Raw genomic sequence first — 21,109 nt, 5'->3', positions numbered from 1 at the left:
CCAACGCTGCCAACGACTAGTGATCAGAAGATGCCGAAGACGTGTTTGCAGTGAGAGATGGTCCATAGAGATGGTATGTGGGCGACTTCAAACTTGTAAGTGCTTAAGAGCCAAATCTTTGACAAGGCTTTGAAGATCTGACTGGTGAGTAGAACCTTTCAAAATCTGCCATAACGGGTCCCGCTGTTGGCGTACAGGTGTCGGCAATGCTTCAAGGGAGTCAACAGGTCCAGTAAATTGCGTTTTGAGATCAGAAGCAAATCCCGAAAACACTCTCACGGGATCAATCTGGGGACTAACACTCTTTGCCGAATGGGCATCAGCAGGAGCACATCGACGAATTTCATTTAATTCAGAAAACAAATCTTCGTGAGCATTCATAACATTTACGGGCGAAAATATTTGACGAGCTCTACATGCAGCAGCGGATCCCATCGCCCGAGCAATTGCAGGTTGAGTCAATAATGTTAAAAGAGCCATTTCAGCTGCCGCCATATCAATCTGAACTAATTGAGCCAATGCACCAGCAACTGCGGGGAAACTCTGAATCCCTGTAAACTGTTGCCAACCCAATGAGATAGAAAGAGATGAGGCCGATGATGCCCAGGAACTGGGTATTAAAAAACCGTCAATCCCATCACGTACAAGATCGCGATAACCACTCCAATCAGAAGCAACTAGAGGCAGCCCAGCAGCCATTGCTTCGGCTACAGCCAAGCCAAAAGTTTCTTGGGGGTTATCTACAAGTGAGATTGCGAGATCGGCAGAATTGAGTGCCTGGCGTTTTAACTCTTCTGAAACGGGCTCGTCACCACCAAGACGAATGAATCTCACGGATGGACAAAGGTGACGTAAACTCTCAAATTCCTTATGAGGAGATGGTTTGTCGTCTGGACCACACTCAATAAAGACCATGGGACGTTCGAGTTGACGGGCGACACGCTCCAGAACGACATACGTAGGCCAAGGATCAATTTTGGTAAGTAAAGAAAGGCGTCCCAACCAAATTACGACGGCGTGATCGGGATCAATACCCAACTGGCTACGAGCCTCTTGGGTGCTCACGTTTGTTGGCTCCAGACTTTCTGGTGAAAGCGGTAAAGGGATTACTGGCAATCGTGGACGCTGAGAGCGCAATCGTTCAGCAACAGCACCAGTGCGGGATTGAATTTGCTCTTCACGACATTGCAAGACCTGCTCAACAGCATCTCGACCTGCACGACTGCTACAAATCAACGCATCCCAAGGCTGTACTGGCTCAGTAACCAAATCTTGCAGGTGTCCCAACGCCGCAGGAGTCGAGAGGGTATGGATCTGACCAATCAGCGAGAAGGCAGCAGGGCCGACAGGCTGCCGCCACTGAGCCCAGCGACCAATCGAAGGATCTGGCAAAAAGAAGCCGCCCCAAGGCCTGCACGGCTCCGGATCTATCAAACCAAGACAGTGCAGCTCACCACTAAAACCTTGGCTATGGAGCCATGTCTTCAGTGGCTCAAGCTGGGCGGGATTCGCATTGGCCAGTGCCATGGGCCTCGACCCAGCTTGACGTGCCCAGCAACGTAAGAGTTGTTGGCCAGCCCAGCGGCGACCATTCAAATCACCTCCCCCTGGCAGCAAATCACCGCTGGTGATCAAAACAGGCAAAAAATGCAAAGCCATGGAGGAAAATGAGAAACCAGCTTATGGGCCCAAACAGTTCACGATGCGGTTACTTCTGATAACCAACCTCTACCCCCCCCAAGAGCTGGGTGGTTATGGCCGCTGCATGGCCGACTTTGCCTGGGGCCTCCAGCAACGTGGCCACAAAATTCAAGTTCTGAGTAGTCAAGCGTCATACCTAGGGCCTGATAGCCCAGGACCAAGCGGTGAACAGGTTGATCGAGGCTTGAAATTAAAGGGTAGCTTTCGAGATGGCGTTCATCCCCTACAAGATCTAACGAGTCGTAACGCTATAGATGTAGATAATCGTAATTTTCTTGTCCAATGGCTCCAACAGGGGGTCTGGGATGGGGTCCTCCTCGGCAATTTGGACCTTCTAGGTCCAGAGCTGCTCGAACCTCTGCTGGCATCCGAACTTCCTCTGCTTCATCACATCGGCTTTGTGAGCCCCCCATATCCACCAGAGCAGATGCCACCAAAAACCAGCCGTTACCGGGTTCTTTCTGCAAGTGAAACAGTTCGGCACTGCCTTAAACAATCTGGAATGGACGTCAGCGATTCCTTCGTGATTTACCCAGGTGCACGGGTGGATCTCTTCGGCGCAGCCAAGCTCAGACGACCTTTACCCCCGACACCGAACGGAACAGCGGGTAAGCCGCTTCGGGTGTGCTTTGCAGGGCTGCAAATGGGAAGCAAGGGACCACACACATTGCTTGAAGCAGTACTACAGCTCAAGCAGCGTGGCGTGGAAGTTCACGCAATGCTTGCGGGTGGTGCTTTTCAAAAAGATTACGTAGAACAGTTGCATGAATTTTGCAGAGTTCACGATCTCGAGTCTCGAATAGATTTTCTCCCACAGCTAAATCGACAACAACTTGCTCGGTTCTTCCAATTGCAGCACGTTTGCGTGTTCACCTCTATTTATCCCGAAGCCTTTGGGATTGTGGCTGCTGAAGCTATGTCAAGCGGGCTAGCTCTCGTCAGCACTGGAGTTGGTGGTGCGTCAGAAGTGTTCGAAAACGAAATCAGCGGATTAAGCTACCCACCTGGAAACAGCACAGCTTTAGCAGCACAATTAGAACGCCTTGCGAGAGATCCTGCTCTACTTAATCGGCTGCAACAGGCAGGCGAGGAGCGAGTGAGAACACAATTCAGCGTGAAAGAGTCGGCACGTCAACTTGAAAAAATACTACAGACCGAAAAAAAAGACACATCTCCAAGGCCCGATAATTTACATTTTGACCTAGAGCAAATTAGACAGAACAACGATTAAAATAAAATACTCATATTTGAAAATTAACTTAATTGAGACTCACAGCGCACTCCATAGCTTTTTCATGCATTCATCAGAACACGATATTTCATCACAATTTCAAGCATCAAAAATACGCAAAAGACAACAATATGAATGCAATTCTCAATCAGACTTGATCCTCTAAAAGTGATGTCATTTCCGAAAGAGTTAGCCGCTGGTCATAAAGCAGAGCACGTCTTCTAGCGGCAGCACCGAAACGGGCACGGCTGTCAGGGCTAGCAAGCAGATGCAGTACTTCTTTCGCCAATGCATTTTGATCACCCATCGGGACCAAACGCCCCTCAACGTTGTGTTCGATTGCTTCTTCAACAGGCATCCCCCGACTGCCAACAATGCAACAACCACATGCCATCGCCTCTAGCAAGCTCCAGCCCAACACAAATGGGTAACTGAGATAAACATGCACCCAGCTGGTTTGCAGCAAAGCCATCAACACCGGATGAGGCACACGACCTAAGAAGTGAATTCGGTCAATATCCAGCTGGCCTGACAACTCCTCCAGCATGCGTTGCCGGAGCGGTGCTGCATGACGTTCGCCTCCTCCATAACCAGGCTCATTGTCTCCAACGATCAAGACACGCACCTTGGGATGCTGCTGCTGGATCAGGGGTAATGAACGCATGAACATATCAAAACCACGAAGCCGCTCCAGATTCCGGTTCACAAAGGTGATGGTGGGCACGGTGCGATCAATCCGAACGCCGCGCACCTCAAAACTGACCTCAGGATTGGGATGCGCCAGACGCGTATCAATGCCTTCATGGATCACATGGAGACGCTGATCGCAGAATTCCGGAGGCAAGCTGTCGGCCTGATGACGGGTGGGCAAAACCCACCCATGAGCTGCGGCCAGGGCTGTGCGGGTGAGGGCATTGCGCCCTAGCTGTTCCAATCGGCTATCAAGACCAGCTGGTGGCTTGAGCGGATCGATCCCATAACCACCATGCTCAGGGCGCACCCATAGTTCGGGCCAAAGTATCTGAGGCACTGCCGGCCAAACTTCCTGAAGTCCAAGGGTTTCACCCCAGCCGGTATGAGCCAAGATTATGTTTGGGCGCCATCCTTCCTGTTCCAACTGCTGAGCAATACGCGCCACCCGGGCAGCACGCTCAAGCCCCTCATGCCAGATCTGTGTGCCCAGGGGCGCACCCGTCAAGCCAGCGGGCTCCTCGTAACGCAGTACACGACCTTTAAGAGCGATCTGACGTTTGTGCGAGGCGATCGCCACAACCTCATGGCCCCGTTGCTCGAGATGGGGTGCCAACTGACGAAACTGGCCTGGAAAATTCTGATGAATCAGCAGCAACCGCACGCCCAGATCCGATGACCGGGTTCCATTCTCCATGGCCTCTGTTTGGCGATGACCTGGATTTAGCCAGGTCCTGGCTCCGCCCACAGCTTCAGGGGCTTGTGTCATTACGCACTGGTCATCTGGCGATCAGCCTCGGGCTGGGAGATGCGCTACTCGATCGTGTGAGGGAGGGAGGACTCCAAGCAGATGCAAATGCACTAAGGCAATGGCGTTTTCGTGTCGCACGGCTACACGGGGAGACCAATCCCTACCGACACCTGCTGCCTGAAGGGCTTCTAGAACACACCTTGGAAGCGATCGCACAGAGCAAGTCAAAGGGACGCCCTCTTTGCGTGGAGCTAAATGGCGGCATCGGTGATCATCTAGAAGCTTTGAGCTTGCTGGTGCCCTGGGCCAAGGCTCAGAGCTGCTGCCTAAATCTGAAAATGGGCACTGAGCGAAAGCAGCAGATCGAGCCACTACTTCCAAGAGAGAACTCGATTAGTTGCCATCAAACCCAAGATCAAGGGACAAGCCCGATCCCAGCTATGGCATTTAGAGGCGCTGTCATGAGCAACATTGAGCCCACGCATTACCGCTCTTGGTTGAAGCAGGAGAACGACGACAGCCAAGCGATAGGCCTCAAATGGCTCTTCTGTTGGCGTGCAGAGGGAGCTGGAGACAGACTTTCATCTCACAGCCGCTCAGTACCTTGGGCACTGGTACGAGAGTTCTACGGTCACCTGCAAAGTCTTTACCCACAGAGCTTCATGACCGACATCACAAAGTGGCAAGACTGGGAAGCTAGACAACTCAGAGACATAGGAGTGAAAGTCCTCAATCCTCGCCAGGGGACTTTGCACGACCTGACCCAGCACTGCCGGCTAAGCCGTGTAGTGACGATCGACACAGCTCTTGTTCATCTCTGCGCCGCTGCAGGCCAGCGAGCCGATCTTTTGCTCAGTGCTTTTCCTGATGAGCGCTGGCAAGAACTGCACCGGCCAAACCATCACTACGGCCAACTCATCAAACTATGGCGATCTCATCATTTTGGATCTTGGTCAGCCGTGCTTTCATCGCTATTGACATCACTCACTGGAGAACGTTTGCTATCAGGTAAGGCGACTTTGTCTCCCAGCAGGCAATGAAAATTGGTTCCCCAGTGCTGAATCTCAAGCCAGGAGGCCTGCGCCATAGCCGGCTTGAATAAACGAAAAGTTTTGGCAATACCTAGGGTCGCAGCACTCTCAAGTGGGGACACCCAAGAGCAGTCACCGTCTTGCCAGTGTGGCTGCTGCGTCCAATGAAACAACTGGCTTCGACTTAAAACGAAACAGCCTGCATGAGGGTTGCGTGGAGATTCAAACAAAAGCATCCCACCAGGCCACTGTGCAGCAACAGCCGCCTCAGGCTCCGGCAAAATTTGACGCAAATCTGACTCCGGCATAGGGCCGTCTATATAAAAACGGTCAACAGGGTGGGGTTCAGGCGCCAACTCGATGCGATGAGGGAACACCACACAACCATCGCCAGCCTGCGAGCGAAACCAATCGATTTTGCGAAAAAACCATGGATCAAGAACAATTAGGTCGTCTTCAAAGTAGGCATACAACTCGTAATCCTGATCGAGCCGGCTGGCGAGAAAGCGCTGGGCTTCAAAACCGAGATGCTTTGGTGTTGATGGCTCGGTGACAACCATCTGAAACATTCCTCGATAAGGCGGGTCGAGACGATCGAGGACATGATGCTTCCCATCGGTAATTACCTTGATATCGATTGTGTGCTGCAACTGGCCGTTGGCTGGTTCAGCAGCCATGGTTTTCATGTTGAGCTGGGCCTGACGAGCACCAATACGCTGCAGAGCAAGCAGCTGTTGCTGAAATGCTTCAATTCGAGGCCGTGGATTGGGCCGCAGGGAAGCGTGTCGACCACTCCCTTCAGGGTCCCAGTAATGAACGACAGCTACGAGAATGCGCACCGAGCAAGACCACCAACGCCCAGGATCTCATGCGTGGCAAGAGGTACTTTCCCTGGCCGAACAATTGCCACAGTTCACTGTCCATGAAGACCCACAGCAACGGACTCTCTGCATCTGATGGAGTAAGCAAACCCCTTACAGCATCAATCCATTACCTAGACCGGGACATGGGCATTCGCTGGGATGTCCTTACTCAGAGCAGGTAGCGGAATCGCAGCACTCTTGGGCCAACCCCAAGGCTCCTTGGCTATCCAGCTAAATGACGAGGACCGGCTAGTTCCATACCTTCATCTTGACGCCTCCACCAATGAAATCAACGATTCGAGCCGGACACTATCCCAACCCAATGAAGGGTGTATGCACGAACCTGCTCGGGCGCATTGAACGGTTCCCCCTACCTCCGTGACATGATCATTTGCCGCTGGCATTCTGGCTAGGCTCTACAACCGGCAACAAAGCCATCAATTTGACCACCCTGGCGCTCATTAGTAGGTACCAACTTTCTCGTTTGAGTCGAGTACGGCCAGATCGGCTCGACGCAAAAATCAACAGGATTGTTCAGTGCCGTAACGCGCAGGCCCGCAAACTCGTGGTGAGTTGCATGCATCAGGAAAGTCTGCAGAGCATCACTGTTAGCCCGTGGCATACCGCACTACACGCCTGGCAGGTCGAAATCAACGGCAATATAAATCATGGGGCATGCTGTTGAAGCTTCTCTCAAAGAGCAGCATTCTGCGTGTACAAAGTACAAAGCCCAAAGAGACAGTGGTATAACCAGCACCTAAGCCCTAGGTGCTCATAGTGCCCACACGAGCGGATCTAAGTGAGCAGCTTGAGTGGTGCAAAGACCACCGCCAGCATTGTGCAAACATCTCCTCAACAGGAAAGAATTTGGCTGAACAAGTGGTAGATGAGATCGAAGATGATCTATTAGATGTGGGGGTGCGCTACGCGCAGGCATGAATGTAAGCAGCTCATGGACAGCCCACGACTGGATGAATCGTGGGGGTGAATTACTCGATCACCACCCCTCTCTTGCTCAGCGAATGCTGGGACGGGGCCTGCAAATGGAGCCCAGCGAACCAATCGCCTGGTTCAACCTCGGAATCGGCCTGCACCAGCAGCGCCGTATTCATTCAGCAGTGCGCGCCTATCGCCATTGCCTGGCGCTTCCTCACAACACAGAAACCGAGCAGGCAGCACGCAACAACCTGGCTCAGGATTTGCTCCTACTCGGCCGCTGGAAGGAGGGCTGGGACAACTACGGCCAGCGTTTTACCCGTAAACCAGGGAACTATCCGCTTTTTAAACGAGCCTTCGGACCCTGCCACAGGGGTCCGCTCGAGCCAAGAAGACCGGTATTGCTGATGAGCGAGCAGGGGCTCGGAGACACACTGCAATTCAGTCGCTACGCCTTACATCTTCAACAGAGTGGATTCGACGTCACCCTCCTGAGCCAGCCAGCCCTGGTGCCCCTGCTGCGGGATGCCGTTGGCCTGAAGAACGTCATCGACCAACTTGAGAGCGAGCAATGGGCTGAGCTTCAACCCAACTGGCTCCCACTGCTGGATCTCCTTCCCACCTTGCAAGCCCGGGAGCTGTGGGCCCCCTTCAGCAATGGCTACATAAAAATTGAGGCTGAACGCGTTCAACGGTGGTCAGCCCTATTGCAGCGCAAACCAGGGCATCGATTAATAGCCCTGCACTGGCAAGGAAACCCCAACCATGAACACTCGCTCTACTCGCGGGGTCGATCTCTTCCCTTCGAGCGATTGCGGCCCCTTCGTCAATTAGCTGACGTGGAATTTGTCTCTATACAGAAAGGGGCTGGAAGCGAACAATTCCAAGACAACAGTGGGCTGAACTTTGTTGCTGGACAGGGAAGAGTGAGCCAGTCGATGGACTTTCAAGACACAGCCGCTGTGCTCGCGAACTGTGACCTTCTGATCAGCGCCGATAGCGCAGTTGTTCATCTGGCAGGCGCTATGGGGATCCCCACTTGGCTTGCCCTGCGGTGGATTCCGGAATGGCGATGGGGCTTAGAGGGAGAACACACAGCCTGGTACAAAAGTGTCCGTCTTTTCCGGCAACCCCGAGATGGTGATTGGGAAAAAGTGATTCGCGCGATGATTGCAACTTGGATAAAAGGCATCGTGCCCTGAACGGAGACCAGTTATTAAATCTGCAGCTTCACTCAAAGCTCCTTATATTGCTTCACCTTAGGTAGAGAGAATACTTGAACTGTGGCAAGCCAGTTACCCCGAAACACTTGCTGAGGTTTGACCCAGCATAGTGAGAATCACAGCTGTTTCCTTGATAGCGACCAATGTTGCACCGATCCGAGGATGATCTTTCAAAGTCGACATAGTTTGCCAATGCAGTGTAAAAACACCCACTGATCACATTCTCACTACAACTTCGACCGGAAAGACTCACGCCAAGATTGGGGGGTGGTGGTGGGTCACGGTGCCGAAGGAGAGGGAGCGCAAATCTCTAGGCTCATCTTGCCACCGTTGCGTTCTGACGAACTATCAGGTACCGACAGCTTCCACCAGCAACAATGGCAGTCATGAGCAACCGCAAACAAGCCCTCATAACCGGCATCACCGGACAGGACGGCAGCTACCTTGCTGAGCTGCTTCTGGAGAAAGGCTATGCCGTGCATGGCATCAAGCGCAGAGCCAGCAGCTTCAACACAACCCGAATAGATCACCTCTATCAGGACCCCCACGAACTTGGTGAGCATGGACAGCCACCAAGACTCACGCTGCACTACGGCGACCTGAGCGACGGCAGCAATCTTCAGCGGATAATCGAGCAGGTGCAGCCCGATGAGATTTACAACCTAGGAGCGCAGAGCCATGTTGCGGTGAGCTTCGAGGCGCCGGAATACACCGCCAACGTGGATGCTCTCGGCACTTTGCGCATCCTCGAAGCTGTGCGCATATGCGGTCTGGTTGAAAAAACCCGCATTTACCAAGCTTCCACGTCTGAGCTCTACGGCTTGGTGCAAGAGAACCCTCAACGGGAAACAACCCCCTTTCACCCGCGCAGTCCATATGGTGTAGCGAAGCTCTACGCCTACTGGATCACGGTTAACTACAGGGAGGCATACGGCATGTATGCCTGTAATGGGCTCTTGTTTAATCACGAATCACCGCGCCGCGGTGAAACCTTCGTAACTCGCAAGATCACCCGTGGACTTGCCCGGATTGATGCAGGGCTGGAGGATTGTCTTTTTATGGGCAATCTCGATGCCCTTCGAGATTGGGGCCATGCCCGCGATTACGTGGAGATGCAATGGCGGATGCTCCAGCAGGAAACTCCCGAAGACTTTGTGATAGCTACCGGTCGCCAGGAATCTGTGCGCCGCTTCATTGAACTCTCCGCCAGCGCTCTAAATTGGGGAGAAATACGCTGGGAAGGCAATGGCCTTCATGAGCTTGGCCGACGCAGCGACACCGGTGCAATTGTTGTGCGAATTGATCCCCGTTATTTCAGGCCAGCTGAAGTTGAGACCCTGCTTGGGGATCCCACCAAAGCACGAGAGAAACTTGGCTGGACTCCTAGCACAACACTTGAGCAGTTGGTCAACGAAATGATCGCCGTAGATAAAGAAGAAGCCCGTAAGGAAGCCTACTTAAAGCGAAAGGGCTTTCAGGTGATAGGGCCAAGGGAGTGAGGAAATCATGGTTATGTGCCTGATCCAGCCAAGCGATCGCATTTTTGTGGCCGGTGCGCGTGGCATGGCAGGTAGCGCCATAGTGCGGGCACTCCGGCGCAGCGGCTACGGCGATCCAGCTAAAGGCGGAGAACTACTTACCCCTAGCCGGCAAGAACTCAACCTGCTCGATGACATGGCCGTGCGCCACTGGATGTACGTGCAAAAACCCGATGTGGTGGTGCTGGCTGCCGCGACCGTTGGTGGCATTGAAGCCAACCGCAGCCGTCCGGCGGATTTCTTGCTCGAGAACCTGAGGATCGAAACCCAAGTAATCGAGGCAGCATGGCGGAACGACACGAGGCGATTGCTATTTCTGGGTAGTAGCTGCATCTACCCCAAGTTCGCAGAGCAACCCATTCGAGAGGAATCACTGCTTACCGGTGCCCTGGAACCAACCAACGCTTGGTATGCCACCGCCAAAATCGCCGGCATTAAGCTCTGTGAAGCACTGCGACTTCAGCACGGGTTTGATGCAATTAGCCTGATGCCAACAAATCTCTATGGACCAGGAGATAACTACCACCCCACTGGCAGTCACGTTCTGCCAGCTCTCATTCGCCGCTTTCACGAAGCCAAACTCAGAGCCGAGTCAGTGAGCTGTTGGGGCACGGGCACGCCCTTAAGGGAATTTCTCCATGCAGACGACCTAGGCGAAGCATGCGTATTTGCATTGGAGCACTGGTCGGCCCTAAGCGATGACGCACCTCAACACGATGAGGGCACACCACTCGCCTTTCTTAACGTTGGCACGGGAATCGATCTCAGCATCCGAGAGCTGGCCGAACATGTGGCCGCCGCCGTGGGATTCGAAGGAGAAATTCACTGGGACCACAGCAAACCGGATGGGACACCCAAAAAACAACTAGATGTGAGCCGCCTCGCCGCTATGGGCTGGCAAGCACGCATTGCCCTAACAGAAGGGTTAGCAAGCACCGTGACTGATTTCGAAAATTCCAAACAGCTACGCGGTCTGGATAGATAGATAAACAACACCCTGCAATACCTCCTTGAGAGCTCACCGGCCACCGGCCTTAAGCACAGTCTTGACAGTGCGCAGCAGGATCACGAGGTCGAGCCAGACGCTGAAGTGCCGAAGGTAGTAAAGGTCGTAGGAAAGCTTGAGATCGGAGTCCTCGACACTACTGGCATAGGAGGCACACACCTGAGCCCAACCGCTCAATCCCGGTCTCATCCAGTGACGCTTACGGTAATGAAGGATGCGCTGCTCAAGCTCCTCCTCCAATTCTGGGCGCTCAGGGCGCGGTCCGATCAGGCTCATCTCGCCACTTAGCACGTTGAGCAGCTGGGGTAATTCGTCGAGCCGGACACGACGCAACCAGCCCCCTACCACCGTGATGCGCTGATCGCCCGGTTCTGTCCAGCAGGCTGGAGCATTTACAGGCTGAACTGTCATAGTGCGCAGCTTGTAAACAGTGAACGGCCGCCCCAACCAGCCACTGCGCTTCTGGGCATAAAGAACAGGTCCGCGATCTTCAAGCCAAATCAATATCGCCGCTATGAAAACAAAAGGAGCAGTGAGAAGCAGCAGCAGCGCCGCTACCAGCAAATCGGCCATGCGCTTGAGCTGGGCTTGCACACTGAAAGTTGCAGCCCAAGGAAGATCGTTATAAGCAAACACGGTGTCTTTCATCAAAATCGGCGGCAACCGCTCCTGATGCTGTTCAAACAAGTTCAGCACCGAGACCGCACGCACGTGGCGTGGATCACACATCTCCAGGCTGTCATGCAAAGGCCGAAGCGCAGTGTCTTTTCGCACTGCCTCACTGAGTGCCAACAGAATTGGCTCCTCAACATGATCGAGTTGTTTAGCAAGGGCTGTTGCAGTTATGGGGCGCAAACGCTGGCGCTGTGGTACACGCCGCCATTCTCCAAGAACTGCATCTATTTCTTGTGGTTGTGCCAGGAACAGAATCTTTGGAGAATCGGGCAACAGAAGGCCACGGCGCAGCCCGACGCGAACAGCCAGCGCCCAAAGCGAAAGCGACCCTATCCACAACAGCTGAACCCGCCGGTGCACCAACCACACCAATTCACTTGGGTTGATTAACCATCTGGCGATCGCCACTACCATCAGCGTAACGGCCGCTGTGATCAACAGACGCTGCAGCAGAAACAGCAGGGAGAGTCGCTTCCAACGCAACACGGTATAGCTACCGAATAGCCAGCCCAATAGGGGATAAAGAAGCAACACGAACACAAGCCAAGGCCCCTGCCCATGAAGACTGTCTCCACCAAGGTCGATGCCTGTCCAAGCAGGCATCGAGAGAATCAAAACCATTATCAAAACCTGACCGAGCCAGTCGAGCAGCAACGCCCACAGCATCAGACTCCGCAGATTATTCATCCACACAGGCAATCACCTCGTGAAGAGCATGACTAATACACCATCAAGATCAAAGGTGATGGAAGGCAGCCATACAATTGCGTAGTCAAACCACATGAAGGTCGGTGGAATAGGTCCTGAGGTGAGCAAAGCCGGCATATCACGTTGAAAATCAACTAATAACAGCTATGTAATTTCTTGTCTCCAAGGCTGCTTCATTCACGCATGCGACTCTGGGGATATCCACCATTCTAATGAGGTGGCTGGTCATGCAAAAAACTGTGTGACCTGGGGGCAAGGAGCCAGCTGGCCGACCGCACCGGCTTCCAAGCAGGAGCTCCAATGCTGGCAACCCTGAGAACCGTTCCAGCGCAAGCGCTTCGAAGAGAGAGTGACCATAGACGCACCGAAACACCAACAAATACTGCCTAGACAGACACCAGAAGAACGACCACCCACTTGACGAGGTCCTACAAGTCCCGCAGGAGAGCAAATACTCCGATAATCCGAAGCAAGTTTTCCGTTCGAACAAAACGAAGCTGTCGCAATAGCTCAGGGACTACGCCCAAAGATGTTAGGCATGTTTTGTAGAGCTCTGGCAAAGGGAACCGCCACACCTCGGCAACACCCAACAACCTGAATAGAAGCAGATACGGTTTGGTGTGAATATCGGCGACGACCAGTCGAAGGGCTCATCGCCGAGAGGGGCTAGCTCTTTGTTGAACACATCAGCCAGAGAAGTTGTGAGGCTGATTCAAGGCCATGGACGCAAGGAGTTCCCAACCATTCACATTGTAAAAAGCCCGAACGATCTGCCTGCTATGCCACCAAAAACTTCTAGCTGGCATCTTTGAAATCGTTCAGGTAAAAACTAGAAAATAGGAGTGCAAGCCAGAAGCCAGCCTCCGAAGCAAGCAACCTGATTTAACGTAGCAATAACTGAGATGATCCCTAAGAGTGGCAAAAAGACCAATGCACACGTCAACTAAACCAGTGCTGCCACCTTGATCTGCGGAATCGCCCCATCGTCTGAGTGGGATGACCAAAGTCATCAAGCACATCCAAATAAAAACCTGCCTGGCGCGCCAGATCTTGCAGAAGCGGGAGGGGGTAATGGTAAGGATCCTGATGGGGATAGGTGTCAAATTGGCGTCCCCACTTGTTACGTGGGTGGGGCTTTAACCAATGGCGACCAGGATCTAATGCAAAAAACGTTGCGTAAAACACACCAGATTGATCTAATACTGTCTGCAGCTGGAGCAAAGCCGTGAGGATCGAATTAAGTGTTAGATGGCTGAATAGAGAATTGGAGAAAGCGATTTGAACAGGCCGATCAACCAGGCTGAGATCAAATTGATCTGAGGCAAACAAGCTGTAGGGTGCCTGCTCGGAAATGCCGGCCTCACGCAGAACCTCCTCACCAAAAATGATTGTACTGGGGTTGATATCTTGTCCGTAATACCAACCATCTTTAAGCAGAGGAATTAGAACCGATCCCAAACGCATCGGACCGCAGCCGAGATCGAGCACAGTGGACGACGAAGTAAGGCCCCGCTTGTACAAAAAAGAGAGCTGCATCTGCTGATGTTCAGCCCAAATGCGGTGCTGCTGACGATCCTTCTGCTGACGCAGATCCTGAAGGAATACGTCCTGCCGGTAGGAATTTTCGCCTTGAGTCATTAGGTTGCCTTGGAGTTCGACCAGTAAATACAGCCCAGCTTCGCAAGCCACGTAAACGAAAGCCGTAAAACATCATGCTGCTCAGCCGGCCAGGCGGTGAGCAGGTGCTTCAGGAGACATGGGCCTTCGCTCTGGAGTTGCAGCACCAGTTTCTCCAAATCTGATGGACTGGCGTGGAGATGCTCGTAGAAACGATCCAAGCTGGTGAGGTTGTTGAGTCGATGCTGCACTTCTGGCAACGGTATGGCCAGTCGCAGCTCAGTTTCTGGCTCGAGCGCTGCTGTGGCAAAAGGCGCAAAATCGCGAAAGGGATCAGCACGCAAAGGATTCTGAACCTCCGTACCGGAATCTTGATCACCGGCAAACCGCCGTTCAGCTAATTCGGCATAGAGTTGATGATGAAGGCCTGCAACAACGGGCCAATCGAACCGATGACGAACGGTTTGACGACCAGCTTCACCCATGCGCTGGCGTAAATCCGGGTCCTTTGCAAGCAAAGCAAGGGCTGCAGAAGCAGCATCAGTGTCAACAGCCACATGCTGAGCTACAGCACCAACATAATCCTGGTATGTGAGTAGACCATGATCGTGCTGTAAGGCCAAAAGCTCTCCTTGTGCAGCCCCGCGAGAGGGAGCCAAAGTAGGAATCTTGAAACCCTCGACACCATCACTCACGGTATAACGGTAACCATCCCAATCACTTATCACTACGGGAACGCCAGCCGCCATTGCCTCCACCGGAGCCAAACCAAATGTCTCTTGCGGATTGTCAACTAGAGATAGAAAAATATCAGCAGCAGCCCAACAACAACGGACTACTTCTGGATTCTTTCCATCAAGAAAATGAACTGGTACATCTGGAGCATAACGCTCAGACACCTCTTGATAGAACATGTGATCAGTCTCACCACCAGGAAACCAACCCGCCATCACGAAATGCAGCCTACGACCACTACGTAGAAACGCTTTCTGCAAAGCAATGAACATGCCCTGAGGAAAGGCCTTTTCGAAGAAGGAGAGTCGCCCCAACCAAAAGACAAAAACATCACTTTCAGTCAATCCAAGGTGGCGGCGAAGGAAGTCGCGGGAGCTCTGGTCAGCTCGCTGCGAAAGCAGATCAGACTGATCAACGCCTAACGGAACTAACGGAAGCTGAGGACGAGTAAAGCTGGCTGCTCCAAAACGGATGCATAAGTATTCCTGCCAGCGGTCAAGCAAACCCTCGAGGCAGTCGCGAACAGAAGGTGAAGTACAAATAAGAGCATCCCAAGGCTGCACAGGTGCCAGCAAAACCTCGCCGATTAACTCACGGACCTTTGGAGGTCCCAGGGTATGGATAAGCCCCACCAAGCTGTAAGCCTTGTGACCATGACGCATTCCCCGCTCCCAGGCCAACTCAGAAAGATAAGGCTGACCACGAAGGAGAGTGCCTGCCTGGACAGCTGCATCGGTTTCAGTAAGCGACGATATGGTGAGAGCAGAACACTCTGAAACAGATCCAAAATGCTCGTACAAACTTGAAGGAGAGGGTTGATCAGCCGTACGAAAATTAATTTCAGTAAAACCACCGTGAAAAGCCAAAGCTCTGTAGAGCCCACGATTTGCTACATCCTTGCCAAAGGGCTGATTCGGGAGACATATGCCAAGATTCGGGGCATGAATCGACAGGCGCATGCCAGTAACGCTACGTTTCCTACAGCTTACGGCAGTCGACAACTATAGACATCATTATGAAGGTCTTAAGATTCAGAATCACAAAAAGCTGAAATAATAACGAAGAGGGTAGATATTATAAAGAAAAGAAGATCAAGAGACGTGTATAAAATAATTCAGAAATACAATAAAATAAAGTTGTTAATTCCAAAAAAAATGATAAATGATAGTCTAAATATAAAGAGTTAAAGAAATAAAATAAGCGGATGAAGAGATTCGAACTCTCGACCCTCTCCTTGGCAAGGAGATGCTCTACCACTGAGCTACATCCGCAAGCATGGCGACCGCCAAGCCCCCGGCGAAACCGCCGATAGGAAGATCATGCACGATGGAGTAGCCCTTGGTCAATACGTCTGAACAGATTCGAGAGAAAACCACGCAGGGAAGCAGTCAGGGAGCGCGTTCTGGAGCAAAGAGCCAAATCATGCTCACAGCCAGCGCAGAGAAGAGAGAGGGATGAGTAGCCAAAACGAGCCCGTAAAACAAAAGCGGGCCAACTAAAATAAGTAATTATACTTACCAAGCTAAATAAGCATGCTGTTGCTCGGGCACTCGTCAATACAAATAATAAAATACAGAGTAAAACGAGCAATAAACTATATTACTAGAAAACATCTAAAGTGAAGATAATACGAGGCAAAGCAGACGAATAAACAGCGAAGACCAAAAGCAAAGACAGATTACATACTCAAGATGAAAAAGCAAAGAGGACTAAAATGATAATGAAACAAGAATAAGAAATAAACGCGAATGATGATAGACTACAACGAAATGCATTATCAAAGGGGGCATAATGAGAAAATTAGGCTACAAGACATTTACTTATGACATAGTGATAATTGGTGGAGGAATTACCGGGCTGAGCCTAGCCAACCAGATTATTGAAAAGAGAATAACAAATAGAATAGCAATTATTGATAAAGAACAATCCCTAGGAATTCACACATCTGGTAGAAACAGTGGAGTTATCCATGCTGGAATTTATTATAAACCAAACACATTAAAAGCTCAGGTCTGCGTGGAAGGAGCGCGACGACTTAAAACATGGATTCAGGAACGGAATCTGCCATACAAGCAATGTGGGAAGATCATTGTCCCAACTAAAGAACATCTAGATGGCCAGTTAGATGAACTGCTAAAACGCGGGCATAAAAATGGGGCAACAGTTGAACTTCTAAATGAAAAGGATCTAAAGAAAAAGGCTCCTGAAGTCAAGAGTGCCAGTGGCCGCGGTCTATGGAGCCCCAACACAGCCGTAGTAAAACCGCTGAAGGTTATTCAGGCACTGCAAAATGAGTTGAAGAGAAAAGGAGTTCATTTTATACTTAATGAAAGATCATTATCGTTCGATCAAGAATCAAAAAAAATCGCAATGCAATCAGGTGAATCAATACAATATGAACATCTGTTCAATTGCGCCGGCCTGCAAGCTGATAATATTGCCCAAGAATTTGGAGTTGGTGATAACTACTTACTAGTACCATTTAGAGGCCTCTACTGGCAAATAAAACAAACATCAAAGATTAAGCCAAGCACAAATATTTATCCTGTGCCAGATTTGTCTGTTCCATTTCTCGGAGTTCACTTTACGCCAAGCGCTGATAAGCAAACAATAGTATCCATTGGACCAACAGCCACACCATCATGGGGACGTGAGCACTATAAAGGTTTTAAGGGCATCGAGCCTAAAATGGCTATACAAAACGCAAGTTTGCTTGCCAAACAATATGCACTAAATCAAGGGAACTTCAGGCGTTATGTACACGAGCAGGCCTTTCTAAGCTTGCCACCACTACTACTACGTGCTGCTAAAGAGCTGATCCCCGCAATTACAATAAACGATATCGAAGTTAGTAATAAGGTAGCGATTCGAGCTCAACTTTTTAATAAGGAGAAAAAACAGCTTGAAGATGACTTTCTATGTGTTGAAGGAACACACAGCACCCATGTTCTCAATGCAATTTCACCAGCATTCACTGCCAGCTTTGCTCTAGCAGATCTGATTTTAGAACGCTCGGGTTTCCTAAACACCACAACATGAAACAACCCATTCGTGCCTTACTTCTTGCTGCGGGCTTAGGGACGCGGCTTAGGCCTCTAACTAACACAACACCCAAATGTTTGGTATCAGTAGGAGGAAGGACACTGCTGGAACGATGGTTGCAGAACCTAGAGGAATGCGGCTGCAGCGATGTACTAGTTAATACTCACTACCTGGCAGATCAAGTACATAACTTTCTTGATAAAAGACCAGACAGCACAATGAGGATAAAGAGCAGCTATGAACCTAAACTCCTTGGCACGGCAGGCACACTTCTAGCTAATCAAAGCTTTTTTGAAGGCAGTACGAGCATGATCATTCATGCCGACAATGCTACAAACTTTAAACTTAAAGAATTGATAGATGCACACCAGCATAAACCAAAGGAATGCATTCTAACGATGTTAACATTCGATACGGACACGCCTGAAAGCTGTGGAATTGTTGAGATTGACCAAAACAACATTGTGAAAAGCTTTCACGAAAAAGTCAAAAATCCACCAGGCAATCGAGCGAATGGTGCAATTTATGCTTTTGATCAAGAGTTATTAGACACTATGAATCAACTGGGTACGGGAACAACTGATTTAAGCACTCAAGTACTACCTAAACTAATAAATAAGATATATACAAAGCACACAAAACAACCCTTTATCGATATTGGCACACCAAGCGCATTGAAGAAAGCTCGTAAACTATGGGGGATAGTATAAAAAAAGTGCTGAACGAAAAAGATTAACTATTACAAATTTACTAAAAACAATTGAAAATCAAACCATAATAAAATAAAATCAGCCATAAGGATAGATGTTTACGTCAAGATCGATGGACAACGAAATGACTAAACAGAATACCTCAGGTCAAAAAAAAGTGATAGTATTTGGATCATCGGGGTTAATTGGCAGGAAAATTTGCGAAAAGGTCCTATATTGCAATTATAAATTGATTGAGGCAGGAAGATCCAAAGTTGTTCCAGATTCCTTATTTCTAGAGTCTGACTTTAGCAACTTAGAATCTATAGAGAAATCGCTTCAAGACATCGAGCTAGAGAATGGAGACACAATAATTTTCTCGCATAGAGGAAGGCATTGCAACCACAAAAATGAAGAAGAATCAATGTACTCAAATATAAAGATCGAGATTAATCCCTATCTAGCTTTACATAATCTCCTGCGATCGGAAAGATTTGAGGGCTTAAAAATTAACGTGGTAAATATCACATCTAATGCTTATAAATGCGGAGCAAATGATATTCCTTTTTCATATCATATAACAAAGGCTGCTCAGGCCGCAGCGGGACAAATGCTGGCTTACACACCCAAGATCAGAATATTTTCAAACAATATCAGTTTTGGCGAGGCAATTAACAGTTCGATTAAAAGTCACAGTGATTATCATTCAATGTTATTTGGAAAAGCAAGGAAACATCTCAATGGAAAAGACTTACCAACAACAGATCAGATAGGAAATCTGGCTATCGTACTGTGTAATGCCGATCAATATTCTCTAAGTGGGCAAACACTTTTCATTGACAGCGGCCTATCACATCTTAGTATTGAATCGATACTTAGGTCCACAATTTAGAAATTATGAGAAAATCTGTATCATTTGAACTTGACTCACTATCTAATCAAGCCTTTGAGGCAATAAAAAAACTATCATATTCAGAAACAAACACAAGACGTCTTTGCCTGCATAAAGATTTTGAATCAGATCTACAAATGATGCTCATTGAGATTCTCCCAGAATCACAATACCCACTTCATACACATAAAAGCTCTGACGAAATTGCAATACTAACTACCGGTAGTTTATATTATTCATTTAAGGCTAATCCAACTGTCGAGCTAACAATGTCAGGGCAGAAATCAATAATTATTCCAAAAGGAGTACCGCATTCGGTAAAAGCCGGAAAGGATGGTGCCCAATTTATTGAAATAATCAAGGGACCATTTAAACCTGATAAAAAATAAAAAAGAGGATACAATCATAAATGATCACACAAGTAACAAGTAGCCTCCTAACATAAGAGAGATCACTGTGTGACGCTAAGATAAGGACGAATAATTTCCAGATCGTCAATATGCATACATGTCGGCTGTGTGGTTCAGATGGTCAATCTCAAGAAGTGGCATTCGAATTCAAGAATCACAATGTTGTCCATCATCTACTAGAAAAAAAAGACTCGAATCCTAGCGTTACTAGAAATTTTATAATTAATGAATGTAAAAACTGTGGTTTTTTGTACTCACCAGATTATTTCTATGACCAAAGCCTTTTATATGGGAACTACATCACCCTTTCATCCGCCAAGCCAGACGAGCATGCATTATCGATAGTAGATAAAATCACCAGGTTTATTGATAAAGATCGCATAAGTATATGTGAGGTTGGATGTAATGACGGCAAATTTCTCAAACGCCTAGACCCTAATGTTTTTTATCAAATTGACGCCATAGAGCCGGCACTCGATGCGTACACAAAAGCGAGAGAAATTAATTCATCGGTTGTAAATGACTTTTTTACGCAGAAATCTGCACAAAAAAACTACCAACACCATGAGTTTGACTGCGTCGTCACCAGACAAGTACTAGAGCATATATCTGATCTTGATGACTTCATGAAAGGACTGCATTGGATTCTAAATGAAAATGGACTGCTAGTAATTGAAATCCCAGATCAGGGGATGAATTATGAGCATTTAGACTACAGTTTTTGGGAAGAACATATAAACTATTTCACAATTAATACAGCACGGCAACTACTTCAAAAACACGGATTTTTTATTCACCACCATGAATCAGTTTTATTTTCCGGGAAAGCAATGATTCTTTATTGCAAAAAACATGACATATCATGCAGTCTTGCACTCGATTTAGATACTGGATCGCGAAGTAACTACATAAAAAAGTTCGAAGTTATTAAATCAAAATTGCAAGAATTTATTATTTCAAAGAGAAGTGAATATAGTTCTGTTTTTGTCTATGGAGCAGGATGTAGATCATTGTGTACTGCCTCATTTCTCGGAATTTCTTCCTATATAAATGGGTTCATAGATGACTCACCAATCAAGAAAGGTAGATATATTCCGGGCTCCCGCCTAGAAATTATTGACTCAGATCAACTTCAAGATATTAAACATACATATTTTTTGCTAGGGGTTAACTCAGAAACGGAATCAAAGATAATTAAAAAACTGAATCTAAGCGAGGATAACTGCAAAAGCATACTTCCTCCTTCTCCAAGATTACCCGATTTTTGGATTAAAGAAGCAGCAAAGGGATACTAAGGTGAATCCCGATCAATAGACGAATGTAATAAGGAATTATTCGCTGAATTAAACTTCAAACAATTTAGGAGGCAGG

General features: G+C 49.1%; 15 protein-coding genes, 1 tRNA gene and 1 pseudogene. 9 read left to right on the top strand and 8 right to left on the bottom strand.

All coding sequences use genetic code 11. The annotated features are described in order from the left end of the window. Positions 1 to 87 precede the first annotated feature (87 nt). On the bottom strand, positions 88 to 1,659 hold the full coding sequence (locus AAXE93_RS06855) for a glycosyltransferase family 4 protein (protein ID WP_390129387.1): 1,572 nt from the start codon (positions 1,657 to 1,659) through the stop codon (positions 88 to 90). On the opposite strand from AAXE93_RS06855, the gene AAXE93_RS06850 reads away from it, so the two are divergent. Beyond that, complete coding sequence (locus AAXE93_RS06850) at positions 1,628 to 2,932, top strand: glycosyltransferase family 4 protein (protein ID WP_390129384.1); 1,305 nt, start codon at positions 1,628 to 1,630, stop codon at positions 2,930 to 2,932. The two genes, AAXE93_RS06855 and AAXE93_RS06850, sit on opposite strands and share 32 nt — an antisense overlap. A 148-nt stretch (positions 2,933 to 3,080) precedes the next feature. Here the strand turns inward: AAXE93_RS06850 and AAXE93_RS06845 are convergent, their stop codons facing one another. The 3 genes and pseudogenes from AAXE93_RS06845 to AAXE93_RS06835 all read right to left on the bottom strand — a co-directional run bounded on the left by AAXE93_RS06845 (position 3,081) and on the right by AAXE93_RS06835 (position 6,243). Next, positions 3,081 to 3,776 (bottom strand): glycosyltransferase, encoded by a 696-nt coding sequence (locus tag AAXE93_RS06845; RefSeq protein ID WP_390129774.1) that lies wholly within the window; start codon positions 3,774 to 3,776, stop codon positions 3,081 to 3,083. Further along, a pseudogene (locus tag AAXE93_RS06840) lies at positions 3,777 to 4,319 on the bottom strand (glycosyl transferase); the annotation flags it as partial. A gap of 991 nt (positions 4,320 to 5,310) precedes the next feature. After that, positions 5,311 to 6,243, bottom strand: a complete 933-nt coding sequence (locus AAXE93_RS06835) for a hypothetical protein (protein WP_390129381.1) — start codon at positions 6,241 to 6,243, stop codon at positions 5,311 to 5,313. Between the two features lie 1,067 nt (positions 6,244 to 7,310). Here AAXE93_RS06835 and AAXE93_RS06830 point away from each other — a divergent pair. The 3 genes from AAXE93_RS06830 (at position 7,311) to AAXE93_RS06820 (ending at position 10,949) form a co-directional block, all read left to right on the top strand. Further along, complete coding sequence (locus AAXE93_RS06830) at positions 7,311 to 8,405, top strand: glycosyltransferase family 9 protein (RefSeq protein WP_390129379.1); 1,095 nt, start codon at positions 7,311 to 7,313, stop codon at positions 8,403 to 8,405. 407 nt (positions 8,406 to 8,812) lie between these two features. Continuing rightward, entirely contained in the window at positions 8,813 to 9,925 is a 1,113-nt protein-coding gene (gene gmd, locus AAXE93_RS06825) for a GDP-mannose 4,6-dehydratase (protein ID WP_390129376.1), read from the top strand. Between the two features lie 13 nt (positions 9,926 to 9,938). Then, complete coding sequence (locus AAXE93_RS06820; protein WP_390129373.1) at positions 9,939 to 10,949, top strand: GDP-L-fucose synthase family protein; 1,011 nt, start codon at positions 9,939 to 9,941, stop codon at positions 10,947 to 10,949. Between the two features lie 33 nt (positions 10,950 to 10,982). Here the strand turns inward: AAXE93_RS06820 and AAXE93_RS06815 are convergent, their stop codons facing one another. The 4 genes from AAXE93_RS06815 to AAXE93_RS06800 all read right to left on the bottom strand — a co-directional run bounded on the left by AAXE93_RS06815 (position 10,983) and on the right by AAXE93_RS06800 (position 15,976). Further along, positions 10,983 to 12,332: a sugar transferase gene (locus AAXE93_RS06815; protein ID WP_390129370.1), complete on the bottom strand. Its 1,350-nt coding sequence runs from the start codon at positions 12,330 to 12,332 to the stop codon at positions 10,983 to 10,985. A 960-nt stretch (positions 12,333 to 13,292) separates the two neighbouring features. Beyond that, on the bottom strand, positions 13,293 to 13,991 hold the full coding sequence (locus AAXE93_RS06810; RefSeq protein WP_390129367.1) for a class I SAM-dependent methyltransferase: 699 nt from the start codon (positions 13,989 to 13,991) through the stop codon (positions 13,293 to 13,295). Further along, positions 13,991 to 15,664, bottom strand: a complete 1,674-nt coding sequence (locus AAXE93_RS06805) for a glycosyltransferase family 4 protein (RefSeq protein WP_390129365.1) — start codon at positions 15,662 to 15,664, stop codon at positions 13,991 to 13,993. Before AAXE93_RS06805 ends, AAXE93_RS06810 begins: the two co-directional genes overlap by 1 nt. A 240-nt stretch (positions 15,665 to 15,904) precedes the next feature. After that, a tRNA-Gly gene (locus AAXE93_RS06800) sits at positions 15,905 to 15,976 on the bottom strand. A gap of 520 nt (positions 15,977 to 16,496) precedes the next feature. Between AAXE93_RS06800 and lhgO the strand changes: the two genes are divergently transcribed. From lhgO to AAXE93_RS06775, 5 genes are all read left to right on the top strand, one after another. Further along, the gene (lhgO, locus tag AAXE93_RS06795) at positions 16,497 to 17,744 is read left to right on the top strand and encodes an L-2-hydroxyglutarate oxidase (protein WP_390129363.1); all 1,248 of its coding nucleotides are present in this window, start codon (positions 16,497 to 16,499) and stop codon (positions 17,742 to 17,744) included. Continuing rightward, positions 17,741 to 18,457: a nucleotidyltransferase family protein gene (locus AAXE93_RS06790; protein ID WP_390129362.1), complete on the top strand. Its 717-nt coding sequence runs from the start codon at positions 17,741 to 17,743 to the stop codon at positions 18,455 to 18,457. The genes lhgO and AAXE93_RS06790 overlap by 4 nt, the downstream gene beginning before the upstream one ends. Before the next feature lie 112 nt (positions 18,458 to 18,569). Beyond that, entirely contained in the window at positions 18,570 to 19,328 is a 759-nt protein-coding gene (locus AAXE93_RS06785; protein ID WP_390129361.1) for an SDR family oxidoreductase, read from the top strand. A 5-nt stretch (positions 19,329 to 19,333) separates the two neighbouring features. Further along, complete coding sequence (locus AAXE93_RS06780) at positions 19,334 to 19,717, top strand: WbuC family cupin fold metalloprotein (RefSeq protein WP_390129357.1); 384 nt, start codon at positions 19,334 to 19,336, stop codon at positions 19,715 to 19,717. A gap of 155 nt (positions 19,718 to 19,872) precedes the next feature. Next, positions 19,873 to 21,033 (top strand): class I SAM-dependent methyltransferase, encoded by a 1,161-nt coding sequence (locus tag AAXE93_RS06775; RefSeq protein ID WP_390129354.1) that lies wholly within the window; start codon positions 19,873 to 19,875, stop codon positions 21,031 to 21,033. The last annotated feature ends 76 nt before the right edge of the window (positions 21,034 to 21,109 follow it).

Source organism: Synechococcus sp. HIMB2401 (assembly GCF_042883245.1).
Taxonomy (GTDB): domain Bacteria; phylum Cyanobacteriota; class Cyanobacteriia; order PCC-6307; family Cyanobiaceae; genus Parasynechococcus.
The sequence above is the reverse complement of the archived record's forward strand: the minus strand, read 5'-3'. Positions and strand labels throughout refer to the sequence as shown.